Genomic DNA, 26,127 nt, shown 5'->3' on the forward strand with positions numbered 1-26,127 from the left:
CCATTGTCGGTCGGAACGGGCCGAGTTGCCTAACGAATATCGCGGAGAATCCGGCGACTAAGATCCGTTCGCCAAGCCGCCGCCCACACCGCTCGCAACACCCAGAACCAGAACGATCACGGTCACCACGATCGCTACGGCCTTGTTCTTCTCGTACCCCGCCAGCGGTCGTCCCTGCTTGTCCGTTTGGCCGCCCGAGAGGGTGATGACCAGGTCGATAATCGTCCAGATACCGAAGGCTCCACCCGTGACGAGCTTGAGAAGGCCGGTGCCGAACTTCCCCAGGTAGAACCGGTCGATGCCGAGCGAACCGAGGAAAAGCGCCAGTAGCCAGGTCGCCACGAAGCTTTTCTGCGCCGGGCCCGAGACGTACGAATTAGACATGGTGAACTCCGTTCAGAGAGGCCGTTCTCGAACATTACTCGATTGGCCTCGCCGACTGACACCTCGGGCAGTAGAAGATCGGCCGTTCGTAGGGCGCGGGGTTGGCCGTGCCGCGCGCGATGGGCGTTCCGCAGCGATGGCACGGCAGGCCCTTGCGCGCGTGAACATGATTGACGCGGGCATTGAACCCCCCGGTGACCACGCGCTGCATGAGCTTGCGCGCCGTGAGGTAGATCGCCGCCAGCTCGCCGCTGGCCAGTTCGCCGGTGGCCGTCCACGGCCACATCCGTCGCTCGAAGAGGGATTCGGCCGCGTAGATGGTGCCGATTCCGGCGGCCACCCGCTGGTCAAGCAGTACTTCGCAGATGGGGGAGGACGAGCGCTCCGTCGCGCGCTGGAGCACTTGAGTTAGGCCAATGTCCGCGAAGTCGGCCGCGAGCAGGTCCGGGCCGAGGCGGGCGAGGATCAGGCGTTCGTCGCGGGTGCGGATGATGTCGAGCATGCCGAGATCCAGGCCGGCGGTCGTCCACTGCTCGTTGCCGAGGATAGCGCGTGTGGCGGGGCGACGCGCGAGGTTCTCCGCTTGCCGCGTCCCGGAGCGTTCAATGCGCCAGCTGCCGTCCATGCGCAAATGCGTGTGAAGCGTCCCGCCCTCATCCGTACGGTGAAGCAGGTGCTTTCCGTACGATGCCACCTCCGCCACGGTACTTCCGCGAAGCATCGCCGGCTCCACGCCAGGCCAACGCAACTCGGCGAGGGTGAGGGCGCGCCCGGTCAAGGCGCGCCCGAGCCGATCGGCAACGCGGGCCAGGACGTCACCCTCGGGCACGAGGGCCCTCGAGTCGAAGGCCTTGCGTGTGCACCTGGGCTCCGGCGGCAAGCAACGCATGAACGGCCTGAACAACCGGAGATCTAACCAAGTTGTCCCGGTTTCGCGTTCGTCCTAACGCGTCCAAGGCGGGCATGTCAGAGACTTGCCGGATGGTTGCACGTGAAACAGTCCCTGCGCGCACGGCGTCCACGAGCGCCTTGGCCGCGTGCGCGAACGGTGAGGCCGGTGGGTTCGTCGCATCTAAGTACGTTTCGCCTGAATGTGAATGTACATCCCGCTGACTGATGTCGCGTGCGAGAACCACAAGAGTGCGTCCGCCTCGCTCGAGATAGAACACGGGGATCCCGTCGACCAGCACGACCACAGCGCCTGCTCGACGCCCGGGTCGGTGCGAGGTGCCGAGCGCAGGCTTCGAATGGGTGCTCGCGGAGGCCGTTGTCGGCGCCTTTGAGGCATGCGCTGCCCCAGCTCCGACATCGGCGGATGCCGAATCCACCCCGCCCGTCATGGCGAGGATCGGTGCTGGCCACTCGAGTAGCACCCCGTAAGGATTTGCAGGATCGGTGGCAGCGATCACACGCGCATCGGGCACTACGGAAGCGCTGGCGAATCGGCGTAGTTCGTCCACGGCGCCCGGCAGGGCGAACTGCGCGCCGCCTAGGCCCTCGACGAAATAGCCGCGCCGTAGCGATCCCTGCTGCTCGAACTCCGCGAGGATGCGGTACATGGTGGCGGCATCGGTCGTCACCTGATCGGCCAAGCCTGGCGTGCGCGCGACCACACCGTAGCGCTGCAGAAGCACAGTGATGTCGGCGTGCGCGCGCAGGGTGCCGTAACCCGGATCGGCAGGGTCAGGGAGCGGCAGGGCCGACCATCGGCCGCCGGCTCGAGCCGCCAGGATATCCCGGAGCGCCGTGGGCGAGTGGTCCGCGCGGGCGTGAGGGGCGGGCGGGCCCGGTGTGGGGTGGAACGCTACCGGCCCCGCCGTCGCGGAGATCGCGCCCGATCCTGCCGTCGTGCCTGCATCGACCGGGCCCGCCGCCGGGTGATGCGCAGTCGTTGCCGCTGCGGACGCGGGGGACGCGGCTGGCTCGCCTCCCGCGGCCGTGTCCGTTGCGGGAGGCGCGGCTGATGCTGCGGACGCGGAAGCTGCGGTGCGACTCGGCGCCACGGCGGCTATCTCCGCGCTGTGTGCCAGTGCGCGTAGCCCGCGTAGTCCGCGCCCCGGGCGGGGGCGTCCAGCGGACTTGGCGCTGCGGTGAGCGCCACCCCGGGCGCCGATCATCTCGCGTAACGATCCGAACGAGTCCGACGTCGCCCGCGAGGACCACGCCAATTGCCACACGACATCGGCCACCTCTGACGCGGGCGCGCCCGCGTCAGCGAGTAGCGCATCGAAGAATTGCCCCCCACGACGTAGAGCGTTCATGACCACGGCCACCAGGCCGGGGTCGTCGGCGGATCCCGCGTCCGCATCGGCGCCGGATGGTGCAACCGGAAGGGTCAGCGAGGCGGTCTCCGTGAGGTGCAGCGAGATGATGCCATCGCCGCGCGCCCCCGGCAACGACTGATGGCCGCACCAGATGATTTCGCCGCGGGCGGCGAGATCATCCAGAAAGCGCGGCTCATAATCCCCCACTCGCGCGGGCAAGATGAACGTCTCAAGGGCCGAAGCCGGGAACCGCGCACCGGCGAGTTGCTCGATTACCTGCAGCACTCCCTCGGTTCCGCGCAGAGTACCGTCCAGGTGTTGCCAGGTCGGCACGAAGCGGGCGAGCGCGTCGGGCGTGACGGCCTCCACCTGGCCGCGCAGGACGGCGAGGGTCCGCCGCCGGATACGCCGCAGTACGTCGGCATCGATCCAGGTGGCCGTGCGCTCGGTCGAACTCACGGCCGAGCCCTCCCCTTGGCCATCGGCGGGTTCAGCGATGGCTTCCGGGTTGGTCGCAGTCGGCGCCGGGTCCGCGGGAATGGCCACTCGCCGGGCCGGTCCAAGGACGAGTTTCCCGTCCCCAGCCAGGCGGCGCACGATCTCGGATGCAAGCGCGGTGCCCAGCGCCAACCCGCGTGCAAGTTCGGCCACGGTGAACGGTCCGTGGGTACGGGCGTAGCGCCGGGCCAGATCGCCGAGGGGGTCGTCGACCGGTTCCAGGAAGGCCTGGGCTATCCCAGCAGGCAATGGCAAACCTAGGCCATCGCGCAGACGGGCGGCATCGTCGGTCGCGGCCCACCAGAGGCCATCATCCGCGCCAGCTTCACCCGAAGCGGCATCCCCTGAATCGTTGCCGTCGCCGTATCCGCTCAGGGCGGCGCGAGCATTCCCGCTCGCGTCCGCGCGCTGGTCGGCATCCGGGCCGTTACCGCCGCCGTCACCCCCGTTCGCCCCCTCGGCCACGTGAGCGTTGCCGTGCCAGCGTGGTCGTCGCAGCGAGAAGACGAGCCGCCCGGATTCGCGGCGAAGCCACTCGTCCACTCCTTCGACCTCTGGGCTGACCCGCGCTGCCAGCTCGGCCCTGGTCAGCGGGCCGTGCGAACGCAGCAGGTCCCACAGCCCGTCAAGGTTCTTGACCCGGCGATCCGGTGCCGTCCGCTGAACCTCGTCGCTCACCTGCTGGACAACCTCGGGGTCCAGCAGGTCGGCGAGATCGGGAGCGTCGTCGTCACCGAGGATCTCGGCGAGCAGCACGGGATCGAGGCTGAGCGCCACGGCCTTGCGTTCGGCCAGCGGCGCGTCCGCGTCGTACATGAACTGGGCCGTGTAACTGAACAGCAGCGACCGGGCGAACGGCGAAGGCGAATCGGTCGTCACCTCGAGCAGGCGAATCCGGCCCGCTTCCACGGCACCCATGATCTCCGTGAGCGCGGGCAGGTCGAAGTCGTCGCGCAGGCACTCCCGCACGGCCTCGATCACGATAGGGAAATCTGGATACTGCGCCGCCACGGCGAGAAGCTGCGCGGCGCGGTGCCGTTGCTGCCACAGCGGCTGGCGCATCCCCGGATTGCGGCGCGGGAGCAGCAGGGCGCGGGCCGCCGCCTCGCGGAAGCGCGCGGCGAACATGGGCGAGCCCGTGATCTGCTCACGCACGGCCGCGAAGACCTCGGCCGGGTCGATCAGTAGATCGGCCACCGGCAGCCCGGGCTCGTCCGCGTCGCCCATCGGCGGCATGCGCAGCACGATTCCGTCGTCGGAATACGACACGGACGCGTCCAGCCCGAAATGCTCGCGGATCCGCGCGCCGATCACCAGCGCCCACGGCGCGTGCACGCGTGAGCCGAACGGGGAATGCACCACAATGCGCCAGTCACCCAGTTCGTCGTGGAAGCGTTCGACGATCAGGGTCTTGTCGTCGGGAATTCGACCCGTCGATTCGTGCTGCTCCGCCAGCAGCGCCAGCAGTTGATCGGTGGCCGACTCGTCCAGCCCTTGCTCGGCGAGGGAGCCGCGCGCGGCCACCGCGTCCCGGCGCCGCTCAGCATCAATCCGGCGCGTGAAAGCGCCGACGGCAGCCCCGAGCGGGAAGGGGCGTCCGGGTCCGTCGCCCTTCCAGAACGGCAGCCGTCCCGGCTGTCCCGGGGCGGGGGTGACGATGACCTGCTGCGGCGTGATCTCCTCGATCCGCCACGTGGACGAGCCGAGCGTGATCGCGTCCCCCACGCGCGACTCGAAGACCATCTCCTCGTCCAGCTCGCCGACCCGATTCGAGCGCTTGCGCGGCCCGTCGTCGCTGCCAGCGAGCACCACCGGATACAGGCCGCGATCGGGGATTGTGCCGCCGGACGTCACGGCGATCAGCGCCGAGCCGCGTCGCCCGCTGAGCATGCCCGTCGCGCGATCCCACGTCAGGCGCGGTCGCAGTTCCGAGAAGTCCTCCGACGGATAGCGCCCGGCGAGCATGTCCAGCACGCTCGCCCACGTCGAATCGCCCAGGCCCGTAAACGGGGCGGCCCGTCGCACGAGCGCCTGGAGTTCGCCCTCGTGCCAGTCGGCGACGGCGACCGCCGCGACCACCTGCTGCGCCAGGACGTCGAGGGGATTTGTGAGGTCGTGGACCGGCTCGATCTTCCGCTCGCGCATGCGCTGCGCGGTCACGGCGGCGGGGATCAGCTCGCCGCGGTGGAGCGTCAGCATCACGCCGTGTGAGGTCTGGCCGACCTGGTGGCCTGCGCGCCCGATCCGCTGCAGACCCGACGCGACCGATGGCGGGGCGCCGATCTGGATCACCAGGTCGATAGCACCCATATCGATACCGAGTTCGAGCGACGACGTCGCCACGACCGCGGGCAGGCGACCGGACTTCAGGGCGTCTTCGATCTGCGTGCGCTCAACGCGACTCATCGACCCGTGATGCGCACGGGCCACGATCGGTTCGATGCCCAGCGCCGCCCCCGCCTGCGCCGTGATCGCGGCGGGCCACTGGCTCGTATTATCGAGCGCGGAGTCGCCCAGCGCGTTCGTTGCGCCCGTGCGGCGCGCCCATTCCTCGTTGAGCCGCGCGGTGAGTTTCTCGGCTGTGCGCCGCGAGTTCACGAACACGAGCGTGGATCTATGCTGCTCGATCAGGTCCACGACTCGGCGTTCGACCTCCGGCCAGGTGGAACCCCCGCCGCGTGGATCCAAGGACGAGCCCTCCGGTGCGCCCGCTTGAGATTGCCCGTAGGCGACGGGTTCGTAGGCGCCGGGCCCATAGCCCCCGCTGGCGTCGCCCGAGAGATCCTCCTCGGCGAAGCGTCGTGCTGAGCTCCCACCCGCTGGTTCGCCGAGGTTACCCGGCAGCATGGCATCGTCTCGCCCCAGGGTCGCGCCGGCCGGCCGCATGGCGTGCCCCTCGGCCAGCAGGGCGCCGTCCCGGCCGCCGGCCACATCGTCGCGCAGGTGCCGAACGGTCGGGTCCACGGCCTCGATACCGAGGTCGATGTGCTTCGTCGTCGGTGGCTTGACGACGCGGGTCGGGCGCCCGCCGTCATCCGGCAGGCGGGCACCGGAGAGGAACTCGGCCACTTTCTCCGCGGGCGTCACGGTGGCGGACAGACCGATGCGCTGAGCCGGTACGGGCAGTAGAGCGTCGAGCCGTTCCAGGCTGAGCGACAGGTGCGCGCCGCGTTTGGTTCCAGCGAGCGCATGGATCTCGTCCACGATCACGGTTCCCACCCGTTCGAGCGCCGCGCTCGCGGAGGAGGTAAGCATGAGAAAGAGGGATTCGGGCGTCGTGATGATGATGTCGGGCGGCTGCTTGGCCATGCGTTGCCGGTCGCGCGGTGAGGTGTCCCCCGTGCGGATGCCGACACTCACCTCGGGTATGGGGAGTCCGAGTCGGTCCGCCTCGCGCGCGATACCGATCAACGGCGCACGCAGGTTCCGCTCGACGTCGCTAGCGAGGGCCTTGAGCGGTGAGATGTAGAGGATCTGCGGCGCTGGGGCATCGCCCGCAGTAACGTGCTGGTCGATGGCCCACAGGAACGCGGCGAGCGTCTTGCCCGAGCCGGTGGGGGCGATGACGAGTGTGTGATTGCCCTCGCCGATCGTCTGCCACGCCGCGCGCTGGGCAGGCGTGGGCGCGTCGAACGAGGCATCGAGCCAGCCTTGCGTCGCGCGGGAGAACGTCACATGCCAACCCTACGCACCAGCTCGGACAAACGAGCGGTTGAGGCCCCCGTCAGGCCGCCGGGCGAGGCGCAGGGCGAAGGCTGAAAAAGTCCCGCCTGCGCGTTCGCTCGGCCCGGTATCCTTTTGGCTTGTCCCTAGACGCCAGTATGGTCAGGGAGATCGGCACTCACGTCTGAATGGAGCCCCTGCACTCATGCGCAACAAGATCGCCGCGGCACTGACCGCGGTAGCACTAGCGAGCGGCGCCGCCGCCGTCGCCCCCATTGCCCAGGCCTCCCCGGAGGCTCCTCGTCCAGCCGTCTCCGCCGCCCCCGCCGTGGCCGCCGCGAAGACGACGAAGACGATCGTCGTCAAGGCCAAGGGCCGGGTCAACCCCGAGAAGCTGACCGTGAAGCAGGCCGCGAAGGCTATGAAGGCGGGCTTCGTTGAAGTTAAGGGCACGGCGGTGAACGAGGCGGGTTTCATCGTTTTGATGGGAGTCAAGAAGGGCAACAGCGCGGCGGGCAAACTTTGGAAAGCGAAGAAGGGCCAGAAGGTTCGCGTCGCCACGACTAAGGGCAAGAAGCTGAACGTCAAGGTACTCAAGCGCGTCAGCGGCGAGGACTTTGCAGCAGGCGACGTGGCCGTCACCGTCCTGTCTAAGACCAAGGCGATCATCGTGATCGGTGCGTCAGCGAGTTCCGACGCTGCTCGCGTCTTCCTGCTGGGCTGATTTCACCCAATCTCGCAATCAGGTGGGCCTCCCCGCGAACGCGCGGTGGGGTCCACCTGATCTTTTCTGAGGGTGGGTGGCGGCGCGGGCGCTCGCCACTGTTCGAGGCGAGGTTGAGCCCCGGCCCGTGCGCGGCCTTCGTCGCCTACTTCTGGACGAGCGGCGTGAGCACCACCGCGGAGCGGGTGCGATCCACATTCGGCATGGCCCGCACCCTCTCGAGGGCTTGTTCAAGTGCGGCGATATCGCGCGCTCGCAGCAGGGCGACGGCATCGGCATCGCCCGTGACCGTTCCGGCGTAGACGACCTCGGGCACCTGCTCCAGCATTGTCTTGAGCATGGCGGGCGCGACGGTGCCGCGGCAGAAGACTTCCACGTACGCCTCGGTGGACGCGTTGGCGACGGTCTCATCGACCACGATGGTGAATCGGCGGATGATGCCGAGTTCCCGCAGCCTGTCGACCCTTCGTTTCACGGCGGAGGCCGAGAGGCCGACCTGCGCGCCGATCACCCCGAGAGCGGTCCTGGAATCGTCACGGAGCAGTTCCACGATTCGGCGATCTATTGCGTCCACTTTGTTAAATTAGCAAACATTTTGTGTGTATCTCAATTATTCGCATGCCTATTGCTTGTTTTGCAATGAAGTGACGGAGGCCTCGTCCCCATAATAGAAGGGACGAATCCGACACCAAGGAGGCGAAATGGCCGACTCAACCGCGACCCAGCAGAGCGCGATGCCCGCGGCGCAGGAGGGCGCAAGCCGCCTGGCGCACAACTACCACCCGCTGCCGGTCACGCTGACCAGCGGGAAGGGCGCCTGGGTCACCGATTCGCAGGGCAGGGAGTACCTGGACTGCCTCTCGGCCTATTCCGCGGTGAACTTCGGCCACGCCAACCCCGAACTCCTCGCGGTTGCCCACGCGCAGCTCGACCGGCTCACGCTGACCTCGCGCGCCTTCGACAACGACCGCCTGGACGAGTTCGCCCTGGCGCTCACGAACCTGACCGGCACGGACATGGTGCTGCCGATGAACACGGGCGCCGAGGCGGTCGAATCCGCCATAAAGGTGGCGAGGGCCTGGGGCTACCGGGTGCGCGGCGTGCCCGAGAACCAGGCGAACATCATCGTCATGGACGGCAACTTCCACGGCCGCACCACGACCATCGTCGGCTTCAGCGACGACCCGAGCGCCTACCGCGACTTCGGGCCCTTCACGCCCGGCTTCCGCAGCGTGCCTTACGGCGATGCCCTGGCCATTGCGCAGGCTATGGACGAGAACACCGTCGCCGTCCTGATCGAGCCCATCCAGGGCGAGGCGGGCGTGCTGATCCCGCCGGCCGGATACCTGGCCGACGTGCGTGAACTCACCGCCGCGCGGAACGTGCTCCTGATCTGCGACGAGGTCCAGGCCGGACTCGGGCGCACCGGCGCCACTCTCGAATCCGAGCGCCAGGGCGTCCAGGCGGACCTGATGACCCTCGGCAAGGCGCTTGGCGGCGGCGTCGTCCCAGTATCGGCGGTGGTCGGACGCGGTGACATCCTCGGGGTGTTGCGCCCGGGCGAGCACGGGTCCACGTTCGGCGGAAACCCGCTCGCGGCCGCCGTCGGCACCCAGGTCGTCAGAATGCTCGAGACCGGCGAGCACCAGCGGGCGGCTCGCGAGCGCGGTGCCCAGTTGCGCGCCGCACTCGACCCGCTCGTCGGCAATGGCCTGACGGCGATCCGTAGCGCCGGGCTCTGGTTCGGCATCGACGTTGACCCTGCCCTCGGCACGGGCCGCGATGTCTGCATGCGCCTGATGGAGCGCTCGGTCCTCGCAAAGGACACGCACGGGCAAACCGTACGGCTCGCGCCGCCGCTCATCGTCACTCCCGCCGAGGTCGAGCGACTCGCCGACGCGGTCACGACCGCCCTGCGCGCTTGACCCCACCTGTCACCTTCCAGCACCGAGCAGCGCCAAGCGTCACGAGACCGCTAGCTGAGCCCGTCGACGACAACCCCCAAGCAAACCTGCAAAACCGCCCTGTAAAACATGAGGAGTCTCACGTGACTGAAACCCTGGCCGAGAAGGCCGAAGCCGTAGAACGCACCCCCTCGCTCTATCACTTCGCAATGGTCGAGCCGTCCGAGTTCGACGTCGTCTACGAGATCAACCCGTGGATGGCCACGACGGACCGCCCCGACCGCGAACTCGCTCTCGCTCAGTGGCGCACGCTCGTGGACGCCTACCGTGCCTACGGCCACACCGTAGAGATCATCCCCGGCGTACCCGGCCTCCCGGACATGGTGTTCGCCGCCAACGGCGGGCTCAGCGTCGGCGGCATCTTCTACACCGCGAAGTTCTCCACCGAGTTCCGCGAGGCCGAAGGACCGCTGCACGCGGAATGGCAGCGAGCGAACACCGCCACGAAGGTGGTTGAGGCCACCTTCGTGAACGAGGGCGAGGGTGACTACATCGCGCTCGGCGACCGCGTTCTCGCGGGCTACGGGTTCCGTTCGACCATCGAGTCGCACCGCGAGCTCGAAGAAGCCGCCGGTCGCGAGGTCGTGTCGCTGCACCTGGTCGACTCGCGCTTCTACCACCTCGACACCGCGCTGTGCGTGCTCGACGAGGCGCGCGGGCTCATCGCCTACTTCCCCGGGGCCTTCGACGACGATTCGCGCGCCACGCTCGAGCGGCTGTACCCCGATGCCGTAAAGGTGTCGGCGCAGGACGCCGAGGCGTTCGCCATGAACTCCGTCTCCGACGGCAAGCACGTGTTCCACGCCGGCGCCGCTCGCGAGTTCGGCCGCATCGTCGAGGAACTCGGCTTCGTATCGGTGCCCCTCGATCTCTCGCAGTTCCTCAAGGCTGGTGGCGGCATCAAGTGCTGCACCATGACGCTGCGAGACTGATCTAGCCGCCTCTGACGGGCTAGTGACGACAAAGCTTCACGCCGGTGGCTCACATGGGAGGCCGCCGGCGTGAAGCGTGTGCAGACCTGACGTCCGTCCATGTCCATCACCTCCATGGGCAATGTGTCCGCGATCACCCGGACCTTGCAAGGAGAACCCGCCATATTGTGGCGCGTCGCTGCTGCCGATAGAGTCATCACAGTCGTATCATCTGTCACTTTTGTCACACCAGCCCCAGCTGGCGCGATGGCCGTAGCCGCGAAGGAGGTGCCATGCCCCGGCGCACTCTCGTTCCCACCGACATTGCAGCATCCAATCGGACCGTCGTACCCGGGTGCACTCCGCATGCGACACGGCGACGGCCCCTTGCTCGGCGGCCATTTCGTGCCTGGCGACGGCTCCTGGCGTTCGTCGGAGCCCTCGTCCTCATTCCCGCCCTCGCCACCTCCCCCGCCCGGGCCGCGAACTACGAGGTTCTGTGCACCGGATACGACGGCTGCGTCGCGGCGGGTTACCCCGATCACGGCTACAAGCAGGCCAGGTCGAGCATGTACTGGAACATGTTCTCGGGCCACAACTGCACCAACTACGCGGCCTACAAGGTCGTTCGCGACGGGGGTCCCGCCACTCGTCCCTGGAGCGGCGGCGGCAACGCGACCTACTGGGGGACGTCGGTTCCGCAGCTCGTGGATCAGGCCCCGGGGGTCGGCGCGATCGCATGGTGGCTCGGCGGCGCTGGCGGCATGGGTTCGGCGGGCCACGTCGCCTACGTCGAGAAGGTCGTCTCGAACGACGAGGTCATCATCTCCGAGGACAACTGGTCCGGCGATTTCCACTGGAAGCGCATCAAACGCGCCAGCTCGGTGTGGCCAAGCGGCTTCATCCACTTCACTGCCGACGCGGCCGGCAATCCGACGGGCGCGCTGACGGGCGCGACCTCACCCGTGCGCGGGCAGATCCGGGTGACGGGCTGGGCCGTCGACCCCGACTCCGCGGGGGCGCCGTTGGGCATCCGCGTCGTCGTGGGGGCGCCGGCGGGTGGGGCGGGTGTGATTGCGGACGAGATCTCCGTCGCCGCCACCCCGAGCGCTAACGGGGCGCAGGGCTCGCCGACCAACCCGGCCTCGCCGAGCGGGATCCCCGCGGGCGACGACGCGACGGGAGCGATCTCCGCCACCGTGGACTTCGATGTCACCGTCGACACCCAGACGGGCGGGAAGCTGCCCGTGTACGTGTACGCACAGAATGTGACCGGAACGCCGGGACGGGCGGTGCTCCTTGGCAGCAGGACCGTGACCGTGACGAAACCGCTGGCGATCAAGGCGGGCACCGTGGCCTTGGCTGGCAAGGCGCGCGTCGGCGCCAAGGTGAAGGCCGCGGCGGCCGACTGGCCTGAGGGCGTCGCACTCGACTACCAGTGGTGGCGCGAGGGGACGCCGATCAAGGGTGCGACCACCCGCAAGTACCTGGCGCAGCCCGCGGACAAGGGCAAGCGGCTCTCGGTGGTTGTTGTCGCATCGCGACCCGGATACCGGACCGCCACCAAGAAGTCGGCCGCGACGGCCGCCATCGTACCGGGCAAGCTCGCCTCAGCGGCGCCCCGGATCAAGGGCGCAGCGACGCGCGGGGCGCGGCTTACCGTCAAGACCGGCGCGTGGACTCCCGGAGTCACTTTCAAGTACCAGTGGTACCGCAGTGGCAAGGAGATCACGGGCGCGACGAAGGCTACATACAAGGTGACGAAGCGGGATCGGGGTGCCAAGATCGCGGTGCGCGTAGCCGGAAAGAAGACGGGCTACGCGACCGTGAAGGTGATGTCGAAGGCGAAGCGGGTCGCCAACAGTTAGGTACGCGAGATCCATCGTTGCCTTAGGCTTCGGTAATGAGATTCTCACCATCATTCGCGGGCGCCGCCGCCGTCGCTACCGCCGTTGCCGCCGCGCTGATCCTCGCCGGCTGCGGGGCCGCTCCCACATCAAGCCAAAACCCTGCGCCGCAAACCTCGGTCGGCGAGCCTAAGGCGGCGGACCCACGGCCCCTTGATGAGGGCGCACTCGTGGGCGTGATTCAGTACTCCTTCGTGGCAACTTCGTGGGACGAGGATGAGGTGCTCCTCAGCGACCTGCTGCGGGAGCGCGGATTCGATTTCGAAGGTGTTCGGAACATCTCGGAGGACCAGACCTTCTCGGAGAAGATTGACGAGTGGGCGCGGCGGGGAGCGGCGGCCATCGTCGTGGAATCCCAGCGATGGGACGAGGACGCCGCCAGCGTCGCTCAGGCGCGCGAGGCAGGGGTTCGATTCATCTCCTACGTCAAACGGCCCGCGCCATCGGTGCCCGTCGACGCGCACGTCGGAGTCCAGGACGGCGCCTATGCGCGCGCCCAGTTGCAGACGCTGGTTGAGATGCTGGAAGGTGCCGGGACACCGAAGCCGTGGCATATCGCGAACATTGGCACATCTGCGGAACTGGGTGACGGGGACTTGCAACGTGGGACTGATGTGCGCCGAGCCGCCGATAATGAGAGCGCGATCGCGGAATTGGTTGAGGCCGGTGTGCTCGCCGACGCCGGCGATGTGATCGTTCACGACTACCAATCCGCGAAGGAGACCAAGGCATCGAAGGCCGCCACGCTCAGATGGATTGATGAGCAGGCCGATCTTGCCGGGATTGTTCTCGCGGATTCTGCCAGCACGTGGTTGATGTATGACGGACCTGAGAAACTGCCGATCGTTGGGCTCGGGGGCACCTTCGACGGCGTGGAATCGGTGGTGCGCAGCGAGGCCCGCGCAACGGTGTACGTGAGCGCGTCCAAACTCGTCGAGGGCGTGGGGAGCGCCCTCGATGCCCTCGCGTCAGGAACGGCGAACCAGTTGCCCACCCTCGTGGGCGACTTCGCGACGCCGGTGCCGCTCGTCGCCATCGAGCCCGTCGTCGTGACGCACGACAACTGGGAAACTGCGCTCGCGGATGACGAGTCCATGCTGGAAATGATTCGATCCACGGCCGCGCAGGTTGACTGACGTGGCGCCTGGGTGGTTTCGCTAAACGGAGTGGGCGCGCGGACGCTCGTCGGATGGTCCGGACTCGCGGCAGCCGAAGTGAGCTGCGAATTGCCTAAAGTCTCGTGTGAACGCCCAGTTCGACCTGCCCCTGGACGACGTCGACCGGAAAGTGCCCGACGCGGTCGAGCACCACGAGGCGGTTGAGCGGACATCCTAAGGTTCACCGGTTTCCCCGAAGGGCTCTGGCAGGAGGTTTTGTTGATCAACCCCAGCGATCGTAGGCAGATCCATCCCGAATTCATAGGTTCTCTGAAAGTCCCCGCACCACAGCCATATTTAATACTCAGGCTCCTAGACGTCCTTTCGTCTATGATAGCGAAGTCAGTAGATACCACTCCAAATATGAGGGATCGTCATCATCGTGACCCGAACCCTGCTTGAACACACACGTGGAGCGTGTTGGACGATGCTATGCGTCGCAATAGCGCTACTGGCGCCACTAGCCACGCCGACCACTTATACCGCAGATGCGGGCGAGCCTCAAATCCCTCCTGGCGGTGGAGGCAGAATTGTCGAATCGGGACCGTTGCCGGACCGTGTTCGAAATGGAAAATTCGTCAAAATCTCAGCCGGAAGCGGCCACTCGCTCGCCTTAACTAGGGATGGCAAAGTTGTGGGGTGGGGGCATGCATGGTATACAGGCGTACCTCAATCTCTTGCCAGGAAGACCGTGATTGACATATCAGCCGGAAACTCTCACTCTCTAGCATTAACTAGTGACGGAAAAATTACCCAGTGGGACGCGGTAAATGATCTGCCGCTAGAATTGCCCAATGCCGTGAAGAATAAGACTTTTACTGCTGTTGCATCAGGTTTTAACTTTGACCTCGCCCTTGGCAGAGACGGAAAAGTCATTGCGTGGGACAACAACGGGCAGGGGCAAATCGGCGTTCCTGACTACCTAAGGAACAAGACAGTCACGGCAATCAGCGCGGGTGATTATCACGCCATGGCGTTGACGAGTGACGGGAAGGTCATTGCATGGGGGGATGACACGTTTGGGCAAACACAGGTGCCCGATGCCGTCAACAATCAGGTCATCTCGGCTATCGCCGCCGGATACGGTCATTCTCTCGCACTAACAAAAGACGGTAGGGTTTTGGGCTGGGGCGACAACTACTGTTCACAGTCGACCACTCCGTTGTCACTATTGGACGAGACCGTGGTTCAAATAGCCGCCGGGATGTGCCACTCCGTCGCCCTGACCATCGATGGCAAAGTAATCCAATGGGGCAATTCGTATTCGAATATGATGCTCCCCCCTGCATCGCTGAATGGCAAGAAGGTAACCGCAATCGCATCGAATTCCTTCTATTCCATGGCGCTGACCAGTGACGGAAAAATCATGGAATGGGGATCCCCTTTCGAGGTTCGCAACAGTCTCCCTGCTTTACTTTCCGGCAAATCCATCACTGCCGTAGCAACAAGCGCTGAGAATTCGCTAGCGCTCACCAGTGATGGCAAAGTTATCGGATGGAAATCTATCGGGCCTGGTCAGATCAATATTCCCGTGTCACTTAAGAGCAAGAAGGTCACTGCAATCGCAGTGGGCCACTCCCACTTCCTTGCGTTAACCAATGATGGCAAAGTCACTGAATGGTCGACCGATATCCGCCGTCGGAGCACCATTCCCTCATCGCTAAGTAGCAAAGCGGTAATCGCAATCGCGGCAAGTGCCGAGAACTCGATGGCGCTAACTAGCGATGGAGAGGTCGCGGTCTGGGGAAGTGACCTCGCCGAAAGAGACAAAGTTCCCTCAAGGCTAGGTGGCAAGACAGTTACCGCCATCGCAGCAGGAGATTACCACTTCATGGCGCTTGCCAACGACGGAAGTATAACCGAGTGGGGAAGAGGAATTGTCGATTCGAAGGGCCTTCCGCGGCTTCTCCGTCGCAAGATTTTTACGGCCATTGCGGCTGGGTTTGAACATTCGATGGCGCTGACGAGTTCCGGAGAAGTCGTCGAATGGCGACGCTTGAATGGCGGAATTCAAATACCGCATTCCTCGCTGAAGGGTAAGACCATAACTGCCATTTCCGCAGGATATGAGCACTCACTCGCACTGACGATTGACGGAAAAATTATCTCTTGGGGGCACAATGGATACGGGCAAACTGATATTGCCTCGACGTTGAATAGCTCATATGTCATCGCGATACAGGCAGGTAATTACCGATCTCTTGCAATTATAGCGCTAACACCAACGCCACCTAGGATCGTCCCCTCAGTGCCGCATCAAGCAGTGGTTGGAGGTCGTTATATGCATAGGCTTCCAATCAGCGGCGTCCCATTTGCCAAGGTGAAGCTGAAAGCTGGCGTTCTTCCGGAAGGCCTAACGCTGTCATCAACCGGTGTCATATTTGGCAAACCGACGACCAAGGGAACCTACAAATTTGATGTAATAGCGACGAACCGAGCGGGTTCAGCCAAGAGTCGTTACGTCATCAAGGTCAAAACTGGCACCGTAGCCTCGTCCCTCAAAGTGAGGTTCTCTCGAAAGACGACCACTACAAGGAAGCGAGTCTTGGTCGCGATCCGTGTTAAGGGCAAGGGTGTGGCGCGGCCTACTGGCAAGGTGACGCTCAAAGTCGGCAAACGCACGTTCGTGCGCACGCTGAAGGCGAAACACAGGGGCGTGGTCACCCTTAGACTGCCCCAGCTCGAGGCAAAGCAAAGGCCATACAAGATCAGCGCAGCCTACTCGGGCAACAAGACTCTCAAATCAGCCAAAACTAAGAAGAAGCTGAAACTCAAGGTCACTCGCGCTCGCTAAGCCCCTGGCGCGATGCCGACCGCGCCGCGGTCGCCCCAGGCTCGCCCCTAGGGCAGCACGAGCGACTTGATCGCGGTGCGGTTCGACATGGCCTCGTAGGCAGCGGCGATGTCATCGAGCGCGAATGTCTGGGTGAACACCATGCCCGGGTTGACCGTGCCGGCCAGCACGTCCCCGAGCAGTTCGGGGATGTAGCGCCGAGCCGGGGCCATTCCGCCCCCAATGGTGATGTTGCGGGAGAACAGCGTGCCGATGGGCACCTGTGAACCGCCGGCGGGGACGCCCACGAATCCCACGCGTCCGCCGCCGCGCACCGACCCGAGCGCCTGCTCCATGGCCACGTCGGTTCCCACGCATTCGAGCGCCGCGTCGGCCAGGTCGCCGCCCAGCAGGTCGCGCACGGCGGCGATTCCCTCGGCGCCGCGCTCGGCAACGATGTCCGTGGCCCCGAACTCACGCGCCAGGGCCGCCCGGTCGGCGTGCCGGGACATCGCGATAATCCGCGGTGCGCCGAGCCGCGCAGAAGCGAGCACCGCGCAGAGCCCGACCGCGCCATCACCCACGACGACGACAGTAGTGTCAGGTCCGACGCCCGCGCTGACGGCTGCGTGATGTCCGGTGGGGAAAACGTCGGAAAGCGTCAGCAGGCTCGGGATCAACTCGGAGTCAATGGGCCCGGGCACCTTCACGAGCGATGGGGACTGCTGCACGGGTAGGTGACATCTGATCTGGCTTGCCCTTGGGGGTTGGCCTGGAAGGATGTTGCTGTGCCCAAGCCTTACCCGTCCGAGTTCCGTGACGACGTTGTGCGCGTCGCGCGGAACCGTGAACCTGGAGTCACGATCGAGCAGGTCGGATAAGATTTCGGGGTCCACCCGATGACGTTGCAGAAGTGGCTGCGTCGCGCTGATATCGACGAGGGTGCGAAGCCTGGCCAGTCCCGGACCGAGGCGGCCGAGATCCGTGAGCTGAAGAAGCGGAACCGGTTGCTCGAGCAGGAGAACGAGGTTCTGCGGCGGGCGGCGGCGTATCTGTCGCAGGCGAACAGCTAAGGAAAAGGTTCTACCCGCTCGTGACAGAGCTCGCCGAAGCAGGGATCCCTGTGACGGTGACGTGTCGGGTGCTCAAGCTCTCCCGCCAGCCCTACTACCGGTGGCTGGATGCCCCCATCACTAAGAGCGAGGTGGTGGAGGCGTATCGCGCGAACGCGCTGTTCAACGCGCACAAGGATGACCCCGAGTTCGGGCACCGGCTCCTCGCCGGCGAGGCCCGTGACGCGGGCGAGGCGATGTCGGACCGGACCGCGTGGCGGATCGCCTCCGCAAACGGCTGGTGGTCCGCGTTCGGGAAGAAGCGGGGACGTAACGGCAAGAAGCCGGGCCCGCCGGTCCACGACGACCTGTGCGCGGTCCTCGACGAGGACGGAAGGACCCGGCACGTGTTCGCCGCCGAAGCCCCGAACCAGCTCTGGCTCGTGGACATCACGGAGCACCGGACCGCGGAAGGCAAGCTCTACTGCTGCGCGATCAAAGACGCCTGCTCCGGCCGGATCGTGGGCTACTCGATCGACTCGAGGATGAAGTCCCGGCTGGCCGTCCAGGCGCTCGAGAACGCCGCCTTGATGCGCGGGGCGACGTCGCCGGCTGCATCGTCCACAGCGATCGAGGCAGTCAATTCCGCAGTCGGAAGATGCTCCGCGCCCTGGCCCGGCACCGCATGGTCGGGAGCATGGGAAGAGTGGGATCGAGCGGGGACAACGCCGCCATGGAATCGTTCTTCGCGCTCCTACAGAAAAACGTCCTCGACCGCCGCTCCTGGACCACCCGCGAGCAGCTTCGCATCGCGATCGTCACCTGGATCGAGCGAACCTATCACCGGCGACGCCGTCAGGCACGCCTGGGTCGTTTGACGCCCATCGAGTTCGAGACCATCATGAACACGACCGTCGCACTGGCGGCGTGACTACAACCTGTCACCTAACCGTGCAGCAGACCCAACCGTCCACGATGTCTTGAGACTTGACTTCAGACCACAACTACACCCTGCATTGTGAAGAGCGCCTTAGACTCCCACCGCAAATTCCCGAGTAAAACCCCTGTTGCGCGACTGTAAATTGCGATGGAAATGCGCCAATCGGCTTCTCCGCGCACGGCAGGCTGAGAGGCGGGAAACATCCCATGCTTATGGCGATGGCTCCGTTCATCGCTAGGCCTGGTAGGCCCGCGAGCAGACACAACTCAGAGGAATCGATACATGAGACGACACTTACGTGCGCAACGGGCATCCGCAGGTGCCCTCACGCTGGCCCTAGGATTCGGAGCGCTGCCCCTCGCGGTAGTCGCGGGGACGAGTGCATCCGCGATCACCACTCCCGTGGGCGCGGACAGCGCCTCGTGGAACATCAACGACGCTCGCCGCCCCGGCATCGACACGGGGTCCATCCGCAACATCTCCAACTCGAGCGTCGAGGCGTTCGGCTCCATATTTGCCCAGGTCAGCGGCGCCGACGAACCGCGTATGAACGGTCAGATGCTACGCGGGTTCGGCCTCACAGCCACCTCCGGCACCACCTACACCTCATCCGCCTCGGTACGACTCGGTGACATCCTCGTCACCCGCAAACTGTCGCTGGACACCGCTACGAACGTCGCGACCTTCTTCGACACCTTCACCAACACGGCCATCGGGGATCGCGAGGTCGAGGTCTCCTTCGGCGGCGCGCTCGGCTACGGCACAGCCAACTCCGCAGCGTCGATTCTCGCCACCTCGAGCGGTGATCAGGTGATCGACGCCACCGACTCCTGGACCCTGTCCCAGGCGGCGGGCGGCAGCAACCGGCGCGCGGTCGGCGTCGTCGTCGGTGATGCCGGCTCGGACCGCGTCGGCAACCAGCAGCGCGACCCGTTCACGACCGACTACGTGACCGCCGGGAGCGCCGCGAACTACCCGGGCTTCGTCGAATCCCTCGACATCGCCCCCGGTGAGACCCAGTCCCTGCTGCGCTACGTCGTCGTGGGCGACCGGAACGACACCACCACGATCGCGGCCAACACGGCGGCGCTCGCGGCCAGCCCCATCGTCAGCGCATTGACGCTCGACGAACTGTGCACCGTCAAGAACTGGGACGTGGCCGCCCTCCTGGGCGCGACCGGTTGCGCTGGCACAGAGCCGCTCGTCCTCCCTCCGGCGCAGGACGAGGCCCCCGCCGTCACCGACGTCGCCTACGACGTCACGGGAAAGACCATCACGGAATTGCAGGCAGCGATGCGCGCAGGCGAGGTGACCTCAGTGGAGATCACCCAGGCCTACCTGGACCGCATCAGCGCGTACGACTCTGGGGCCCTGGGCTTCAACGCGTTCATCTCCGTCGCTGACAACGCCATCGAGCAGGCCGCGGCCGCTGATGCCGCGCGCAAGAACGGCGCCGATTCCGATCTGCTCGGTATTCCGATCGCCCTGAAGGACCTGTACGACACCAAGGACCAGATCACCACCGGCGGTACTCGCGCGCTCAAGGACTGGCAGCCGTCCACGGACGCCTTCCAGGTCGCCGCACTGCGTGACGCAGGCGCCGTCCTGATCGGTAAGACCAACCTGTCCGAGTTCGCCAACTCGGGCTCCTTCAGCGAATCCGGCTTCAAGCAGACCTGGAACGGCTTGTACCCGTCCAAGAGCTCGTTCGGTTCTTCCGGCGGTTCCGCCACCGCGCTCGCCGCGGACTTCGCCGCCGGCGCCATGGGCTCACAGACCGGTGTCTCGCTGTACGCCCCCTCAACCGGCGCCTCGATCGCGGCCTTCCGCGGCACTGACGGCCTGACCTCGACCTCCGGTGTCATGCCGCTCACCTGGGCTCAGGACTACGCCGGCCCGATGGCCAAGTCCGTGTCCGACCTCGCAGTGCTGCTCGACGCCACTGCGACCCAGGAAACGGGCAACAACCCGGACGACATCCTGACCAGCCGCGTGGACAACTCCAAGCGTCCGACCGAATGGAAGACCGCGCTCGACATCGACGCGCTGCAGGGTAAGCGCATCGGCTATTCGGCAGCATCGTTCCAGTCGTCCACCTTCAGCGATGACACGACCGGAGCGGAGACCTTCGAGGCGATACGGGAGGTCTTCGAGGCCGCTGGAGCCACGCTCGTGCCGATGACCGGAGCTCCGTCCACGTCGGGCACGGGCATCAACCCGGTCGGCAGCGGCGGCGCCGAGGGCTGGGAGCGTTACATCGAGGAGAACCCGGGATTCCCGTTTGCGACGCCCAAGGGACTGCTCGAGTCGAAGGACAACCTGCCATACAACGTCTATTCCAACTACACCTCGGTGGGCATGGACGACGCCAATACGGACCTCTACCTGCAGCGTCGTGACGTCTACAAGGAACGAGTGGCCGATTGGATGGACAGCGGAGCTGCCGACGCGGAGCCCGTCGACGCAGTCGTGTACGCGGGCTTCATCTCCGAGGTCGGCAACAACGACGCCTCGTCCGCAGCCCTCAGCTCCGACCGGGCAACCGGTGTCCTGACATCGAACTTCGGTGTCCCGACCGTCATCCTGCCGATCACCACGACGAGTGCGGGCTACTCCAACTCGGTCCAGATCGTCGGCCGCGCCTGGGATGACGCGAGCATCCTCGGCTACGGCTACGCGGCCGAGCAGCAGTCGCAGGCGGCGATCCACAGCGAGTACGCCCCGGCGCTGCAGTACTCCGGTCCGGCCGATTCGATCGTGTCGCTGACTCTCGACAGTTCGGCGGTCAAGTTCGGCACGGCAGCGAAGGCGACGGTCAAGGTTGTGAGCGCGAACGAACCCACTGGTACCGTCACCGTGAAGGTCGATGGCACCTCGATCACCGGAACGCTGGTCGATGGTTCGGCAACTGTCTCGCTGCCCTCGACGCTCGGCGTGGGAACCCACCTCGTTGAGGCAGGTTATGCAGGCACCGTCAAGGTCGCGGCGGGCTCCGCCGCGGCGCAGCTCGCGGTGACGGCGGGAGACTCGTCCATCGCCATCTCCACGGCGAAGGCGTCACTGACCTACGGCACGGTGGCGAGTGTGACCGTGGCCGCCACTACGGGCGGCAAGCCGCTCGCGGGGACGGCCATCGTGTATGACGGCGCCAAGGCCGTCACCGAAGTGGCCATCCCGGCGGCCGGTAAGGCGACCATCAAGGTGCCCGGCCTGGCCGTCGGCAAACACTCGCTCACTGCGCGACTGCTGCCCGGCGCCTCGAACGGCGCCGCCCGCACGGCCACTCCGGCGGTCGTCACCGTCGCCAAGACGAGGGCGAAAGTCACTCTCAAGGTCGCGAAGAAGACGACGACCAAGAAGCGCATCAAGGCGACCATCGCCGTCAAGGCGTCGGGCGTCAAGACCGTCAGCGGCAAGGTCACGGTCCGCGTGAACGGCAAGAAGGTGAAGACGGTCGCCCTCAAGAAGGGCAAGGTCAGCATCAAGCTGCCCAAGCTGAAGAAGGGCAAGGCTAAAGTCCGCGCCACCTATGCCGGATCGGCTGTCACGAAGGCGGCCAAGAGCAAGATCAAGAAGGTGGCAGTCAAGAAGTAGCCGTTTCGCATACGACTGCTGGGTGGGCCGGTCGCCGGGAGTGATCCCGGGGGTCGGCCCACCCATTCCGTTTGGCGGCGTTTGGCCCCCGGAGTGCGCTGCTTCAACCGGCCCCCAAGGGTCACCTACCGCACCGCGAGGGGTGATGCTGCGCATACCAGCTCTGGCGGTTGATGCGCCGTTACTCTGCTGCCGGATGTCCGCTCGCGTTGCGACCGACGAGTTCCCTAGGGCAGCACGAGCGACTTGATCGCCGAGCGGTTCGACATGGCCTCGTAGGCAGCGGCGATGTCATCGAGCGCGAATGTCTGGGTGAACACCATGCCGGGGTTGACGGTGCCGGCCAGGACATCCTCGAGCAGTTCGGGGATGTAGCGCCGAGCCGGGGCCATTCCGCCCCCAATGGTGATGTTGCGGGAGAACAGCGTGCCGATGGGCACCTGTGAACCGCCGGCGGGGACGCCCACGAATCCCACGCGTCCGCCGCCGCGCACCGACCCGAGCGCCTGCTCCATGGCCAGGTCGGTTCCCACGCATTCGAGCGCCGTGTCGGCCAGGTCGCCGCCCAGCAGGTCGCGCACGGCGGCGATTCCCTCGGCGCCGCGCTCGGCAACGATGTCCGTGGCCCCGAACTCACGCGCCAGGGCCGCCCGGTCGGCGTGCCGGGACATCGCGATAATCCGCGGTGCGCCGAGCCGCGCAGAAGCGAGCACTGCGCAGAGCCCGACCGCGCCATCACCCACGACGACGACAGTGGTGTCAGGTCCGACGCCCGCGCTGACGGCTGCGTGGTGCCCGGTGGGGAAAACGTCGGAAAGCGTCAGCAGGCTCGGGATCAACTCGGGGTCGATGGGCCCGGGCACCTTCACGAGCGATGGGTCCGCAAACGGCAGGCGCGCTCGTTCACCCTGCCCGCCGTCAACGACGCGACCCTGCCGGTCCGTCCCACCCACGAACGTCACCTGATCGCATGCCGAGTAGAAACTGTGGCGGCACGCCTGACAGTGGCCGCACGACAGATCGAATGGCGCGATCACGAAGTCGCCGATGCCCAGGGTTTTGACCTCCCGGCCGGCGTCAGTCACCACTCCGACCAGCTCGTGCCCGATGTGCCGGGGCTTCGCCGTCGGTCGCACGCCGCGGTAGTCCCACAGATCCGAGCCGCACACGCAGCCGGCCGTGACCTCCACGACCACGTCGGTGGGGTCCAGCACCGTGGGTTCGGGGCGATCCGCGACGCGCACGTCGCCAGGCCCGTAGAAAATAGTTGCGCGCATTGCGATTTGCCCCTTTCGGTGATTTTCGGACGAGTGCTCCGTCGCTTTCCAGCCTAGACCTGCCAAGCCAGGCGGCGAACTGGCATTGTCTGTGCGAGGGGCGCGAGGGGCGCGAGGGGTGCGAGGGGCGCTGCGCGAAGTGGCGGTCGCGTGTTTTTCTTCGTGACTGCCGCGTAGGGACGGCAGGGCCGCATGCGCGGCCCCGGGAGATCAGAGTCGAATGGGAGAGCGTGAGGTCGCGTCGCTTCCAAACAAGTGACGAAACGTTTCGCCCGTGTAAACATCCTACGAATTTGTTGTTGCCGCGGCCGAAACGGTCGAAATCGGCTCCTAGTCTGCCAGAGGCGGCGCCTGCAGAAGCGGCCCGTCCTGCCGTGCGGATGACCCCGTCGTGGCAGTTCGCCCACTTGCTCATGAGAGAGATCATCTTGCAAACAAACCCACTCGCTAGGGGCACCTTGCGTCGCATTCGTTGGGCCGCGCCGTTCGCCGTGATTGCCCTACTAGCCACAGGCATGCTCACCTCATCCGTAGTGAACGCCGAGCCCGCCGAGGTGACCTTCCCGGGAACCGACGGCACGCTCACTGATCTGGAGGCGGATGTTCTCGCTGCCGCTCGAGAAGCGGACTTCAACTCGACTTACGACTTCCAGACGAAATCGACCACTGCATATACGCCCCAGGTGGATGTCGCAGTGATCGAGCTGGACGCAGACGGTAACATTCGCGATCGCGCCAACATCATCGTGAGTCGCGACTATCCGGAGGGGACTGTCGCGCCAATCGACCAGAATCTGTCCTCGAGTTCAGTGCGCTGGCTCAAGTGGGATCAGGGAAAGTTCGACAGCGGCACGTACGGTACCGGAGCCGACATCGTTCCGGGCCGTGAGGATGCACCACTGCGCTACATGGCGAGCTATCCGGCATCGTTGCTCAAGTCGATGGTTGCATTCGGACTCGTCTTCCTGTCAGATCACGGCGCGATAGACCTCAATGCCAACTACACGTACAACGGCGTAACGAAGTCGATCTCGACCTGGAGCGCCGAGATGATCCAGTACTCGAACAACACCTCTTCGCAGGCAATGATCAAGATGCTGCACGAGGTCCAGTACCAGGGCAAGACGGGAATCCGATTCCTCAATGACGAACTCCAATCGTTGGGGCTCACCACTTTGCAGCTTGAAGGGACTAGCGCATCCAATGGTGCAGGCTGGTCGAACGGTGGAGTCACCATGACCTCGTTCGACACCGCGCGGCTGGATCTCCTGCTCGACGGGGGCAACGGCGGAGTGCTCTGGACCACGCCCGCCGGCCTTGAGGTGACCTCCGACTTGCTGAGCGAGCAGGGACGCGACTGGCTGATCGACATCTGGTCGGGCACCGCATTCCATTGGATGCTGGACACCGGTAACTTCTGCAACTGGACCACTCCTTACACTGGGTCGCGGCAGTACCCCGCCACGGGAATCCCGGCGGTCGTGCCGGACTCCACGCTCAATGCAGATGGCACCTCCAAAATCGCGTGGGCGGGATCGCCGTTTGCGACCATCGATATCCGGCCCTGCAACGAGCAGGCCGAGGTCACCTACTACAACAAATACGGACTGACCTACAACGCGGGTGCCGACGCAGGCATCGTCAAGGCGCTGCCGGGCAAGCCATTCCGGCACTACATCGTCTCCGTCATGACCAACATCGGCTATCGCTATGGTGACGCCGAACTCGCAGCGCTGGACAATCCTTGCCTCAGCAACGATTCGAGTTTCTGCTACACCGAGAAGTTGCCGATCCTGGCAGGGAAGATCGATGCGGCCATCAAGGCTCGCGGCGAGGCGCCGGCAAAGGCGACCACGACGACCAGCCTGGCGTTGTCCGCCAATGAGGTCGTGTATCCGGCATCGGTCTCTGCGACGGCCACCGTCGTCGGAGCCACGCCAGGGAGCCTCGTAGAGTTCTACGACGGCACCATCAAGGTGGGCGAAGCCACTCTCGGCGCGGAAGGTGCCGCAACGTTGCCGCTAGTAGCCGAACCGGGTGAGCACAGCATCGTAGCCAAGTACACCGGCAGCGACTCGACGTTCGTCTCCACCTCGTCCGTAGCATCGTTCAGCGTTGCCAAGGGCGACCCGAAGTTCGCGTTCGCGGTTTCCTCGGCGCAGTATGGCTCTGACCCAGTAGCCGAGGTGGACTTGGCAGCGGACGCCACGGGCACTGTCGAATTCTTCCGCGGGGAGGATTCCATCGGGACCATCGAGGTAGTGGAAGGCCGGGCTGTCCAGACGCTGTCCGGGCTGGGCGTTGGCGGATATCCGGTGCGTGCGGAGTACTCCGGTGATGCGCACTACACATCCGCCACGGGGCTCACCGCGGTGGTGGTTAGCAAGGCGGGGACCGTCGCTAGCCTGTCTCTGGGAGGGGCCGTGTACGGCAAGCCGGTCAATGCCGTCGCTGCGGTGAGTCCGGCGACGACTGGCCAAGTTGAGTTCACGGTCGACGGCAAGAAGGCGAGCAACGTCAGCCTCGTGAACGGGAAAGCCACAACTGGTATCCCGGGGTTGTCGGCTGGAACCCACACGGTGACCGCCAAGTTCTTGGGTTCGGACACGCACGAGATCTCGTTCGTCGTGGGTGCCGTGACGGTTGCCAAGGCGGCACCTGCGAAGGTCACTGTGACCGCCAAGAAGTTCAAGCGGAACACAAAGCCCAAGGTGACCGTCCGGGTGGCCAAGCTCAACAACGGTGACTACCCGATTGGCAAGATCCAGGTTCGCGTGAAGGGCAAGAAGGTGCGCACCGTCAAGTTACCCAAGTCCGCCAAGGGCAAGGTGAAGGTCACGTTGCCGAAGCGATACGCGAAGGCCATCAGGGTCAGCGCGAAGTTCGTCCCCTCCTCGACGTCGAACGTGCAGGGGAAGGTTTCCAAGAAGGTGAAGGTGCCATTCAAGAAGTAGTTTTGCTGGAACTCGCTGAGGGCGGGCTGCGTGCGATGACGATTCGCGCGTAGTCCGCCCTTCGC

General features: G+C 65.5%; 14 protein-coding genes and 2 pseudogenes. 10 read left to right on the forward strand and 6 right to left on the reverse strand.

Annotation, left to right across the window (positions count from 1 at the left end):
* Positions 1-57 precede the first annotated feature (57 nt).
* From FB461_RS11510 to FB461_RS12385, 3 genes are read right to left on the reverse strand one after another with little or no spacing between them, the layout of a single operon-like run.
* Positions 58-384 (reverse strand): TM2 domain-containing protein, encoded by a 327-nt coding sequence (locus FB461_RS11510; protein WP_142122252.1) that lies wholly within the window; start codon positions 382-384, stop codon positions 58-60.
* Between the two features lie 34 nt (positions 385-418).
* Positions 419-1,213: a DNA-formamidopyrimidine glycosylase family protein gene (locus FB461_RS11515; RefSeq protein WP_142122254.1), complete on the reverse strand. Its 795-nt coding sequence runs from the start codon at positions 1,211-1,213 to the stop codon at positions 419-421.
* Positions 1,200-6,821 (reverse strand): DEAD/DEAH box helicase, encoded by a 5,622-nt coding sequence (locus FB461_RS12385; RefSeq protein WP_246046237.1) that lies wholly within the window; start codon positions 6,819-6,821, stop codon positions 1,200-1,202. The genes FB461_RS11515 and FB461_RS12385 overlap by 14 nt, the downstream gene beginning before the upstream one ends.
* A gap of 193 nt (positions 6,822-7,014) precedes the next feature.
* On the opposite strand from FB461_RS12385, the gene FB461_RS11525 reads away from it, so the two are divergent.
* Positions 7,015-7,533, forward strand: coding sequence for a hypothetical protein (locus tag FB461_RS11525; RefSeq protein ID WP_142122256.1), 519 nt, complete (start codon positions 7,015-7,017; stop codon positions 7,531-7,533).
* Positions 7,534-7,678: 145 nt separating this feature from the next.
* Here FB461_RS11525 and FB461_RS11530 read toward each other — a convergent pair whose 3' ends face one another.
* Positions 7,679-8,107, reverse strand: a complete 429-nt coding sequence (locus FB461_RS11530; RefSeq protein WP_142122258.1) for an Lrp/AsnC family transcriptional regulator — start codon at positions 8,105-8,107, stop codon at positions 7,679-7,681.
* A 127-nt stretch (positions 8,108-8,234) separates the two neighbouring features.
* Here FB461_RS11530 and rocD point away from each other — a divergent pair, with 127 nt between their 5' ends.
* The 6 genes and pseudogenes from rocD to FB461_RS11555 all read left to right on the forward strand — a co-directional run bounded on the left by rocD (position 8,235) and on the right by FB461_RS11555 (position 16,266).
* Entirely contained in the window at positions 8,235-9,458 is a 1,224-nt protein-coding gene (gene rocD / locus FB461_RS11535; RefSeq protein WP_142122260.1) for an ornithine--oxo-acid transaminase, read from the forward strand.
* Positions 9,459-9,580: 122 nt separating this feature from the next.
* Positions 9,581-10,429, forward strand: a complete 849-nt coding sequence (ddaH, locus tag FB461_RS11540; protein ID WP_246046238.1) for a dimethylargininase — start codon at positions 9,581-9,583, stop codon at positions 10,427-10,429.
* A gap of 272 nt (positions 10,430-10,701) precedes the next feature.
* On the forward strand, positions 10,702-12,276 hold the full coding sequence (locus FB461_RS11545; RefSeq protein WP_142122262.1) for a CHAP domain-containing protein: 1,575 nt from the start codon (positions 10,702-10,704) through the stop codon (positions 12,274-12,276).
* A 35-nt stretch (positions 12,277-12,311) separates the two neighbouring features.
* Positions 12,312-13,451 (forward strand): substrate-binding domain-containing protein, encoded by a 1,140-nt coding sequence (locus FB461_RS11550; RefSeq protein ID WP_142122264.1) that lies wholly within the window; start codon positions 12,312-12,314, stop codon positions 13,449-13,451.
* A 448-nt stretch (positions 13,452-13,899) separates the two neighbouring features.
* A pseudogene (locus FB461_RS12560) lies at positions 13,900-14,220 on the forward strand (hypothetical protein); the annotation flags it as partial.
* Positions 14,221-14,271: 51 nt separating this feature from the next.
* A complete protein-coding gene (locus FB461_RS11555) occupies positions 14,272-16,266 on the forward strand; it encodes a putative Ig domain-containing protein (RefSeq protein ID WP_246046240.1) in 1,995 nt (664 codons plus the stop codon).
* A 47-nt stretch (positions 16,267-16,313) separates the two neighbouring features.
* On the opposite strand, the gene FB461_RS11560 is transcribed toward FB461_RS11555, so the two are convergent.
* Entirely contained in the window at positions 16,314-17,117 is an 804-nt protein-coding gene (locus FB461_RS11560) for a zinc-binding dehydrogenase (protein ID WP_142122300.1), read from the reverse strand.
* On the opposite strand from FB461_RS11560, the pseudogene FB461_RS11565 reads away from it, so the two are divergent.
* Positions 17,034-18,228 (forward strand): annotated as a pseudogene (locus tag FB461_RS11565) (IS3 family transposase). The gene FB461_RS11560 and the pseudogene FB461_RS11565 sit on opposite strands and share 84 nt — an antisense overlap.
* 291 nt (positions 18,229-18,519) lie before the next feature.
* Positions 18,520-21,831, forward strand: a complete 3,312-nt coding sequence (locus FB461_RS11570; protein WP_142122268.1) for an amidase family protein — start codon at positions 18,520-18,522, stop codon at positions 21,829-21,831.
* A 227-nt stretch (positions 21,832-22,058) separates the two neighbouring features.
* Here FB461_RS11570 and FB461_RS11575 read toward each other — a convergent pair whose 3' ends face one another.
* A complete protein-coding gene (locus tag FB461_RS11575) occupies positions 22,059-23,108 on the reverse strand; it encodes a zinc-binding dehydrogenase (protein WP_142122270.1) in 1,050 nt (349 codons plus the stop codon).
* Between the two features lie 458 nt (positions 23,109-23,566).
* Here FB461_RS11575 and FB461_RS11580 point away from each other — a divergent pair, with 458 nt between their 5' ends.
* Complete coding sequence (locus tag FB461_RS11580; protein WP_170222750.1) at positions 23,567-26,062, forward strand: Ig-like domain-containing protein; 2,496 nt, start codon at positions 23,567-23,569, stop codon at positions 26,060-26,062.
* Positions 26,063-26,127: the final 65 nt, after the last annotated feature.

Origin of the sequence: Rarobacter faecitabidus, from assembly GCF_006716265.1 — a bacterium.
Lineage (GTDB): Bacteria > Actinomycetota > Actinomycetes > Actinomycetales > Cellulomonadaceae > Rarobacter > Rarobacter faecitabidus.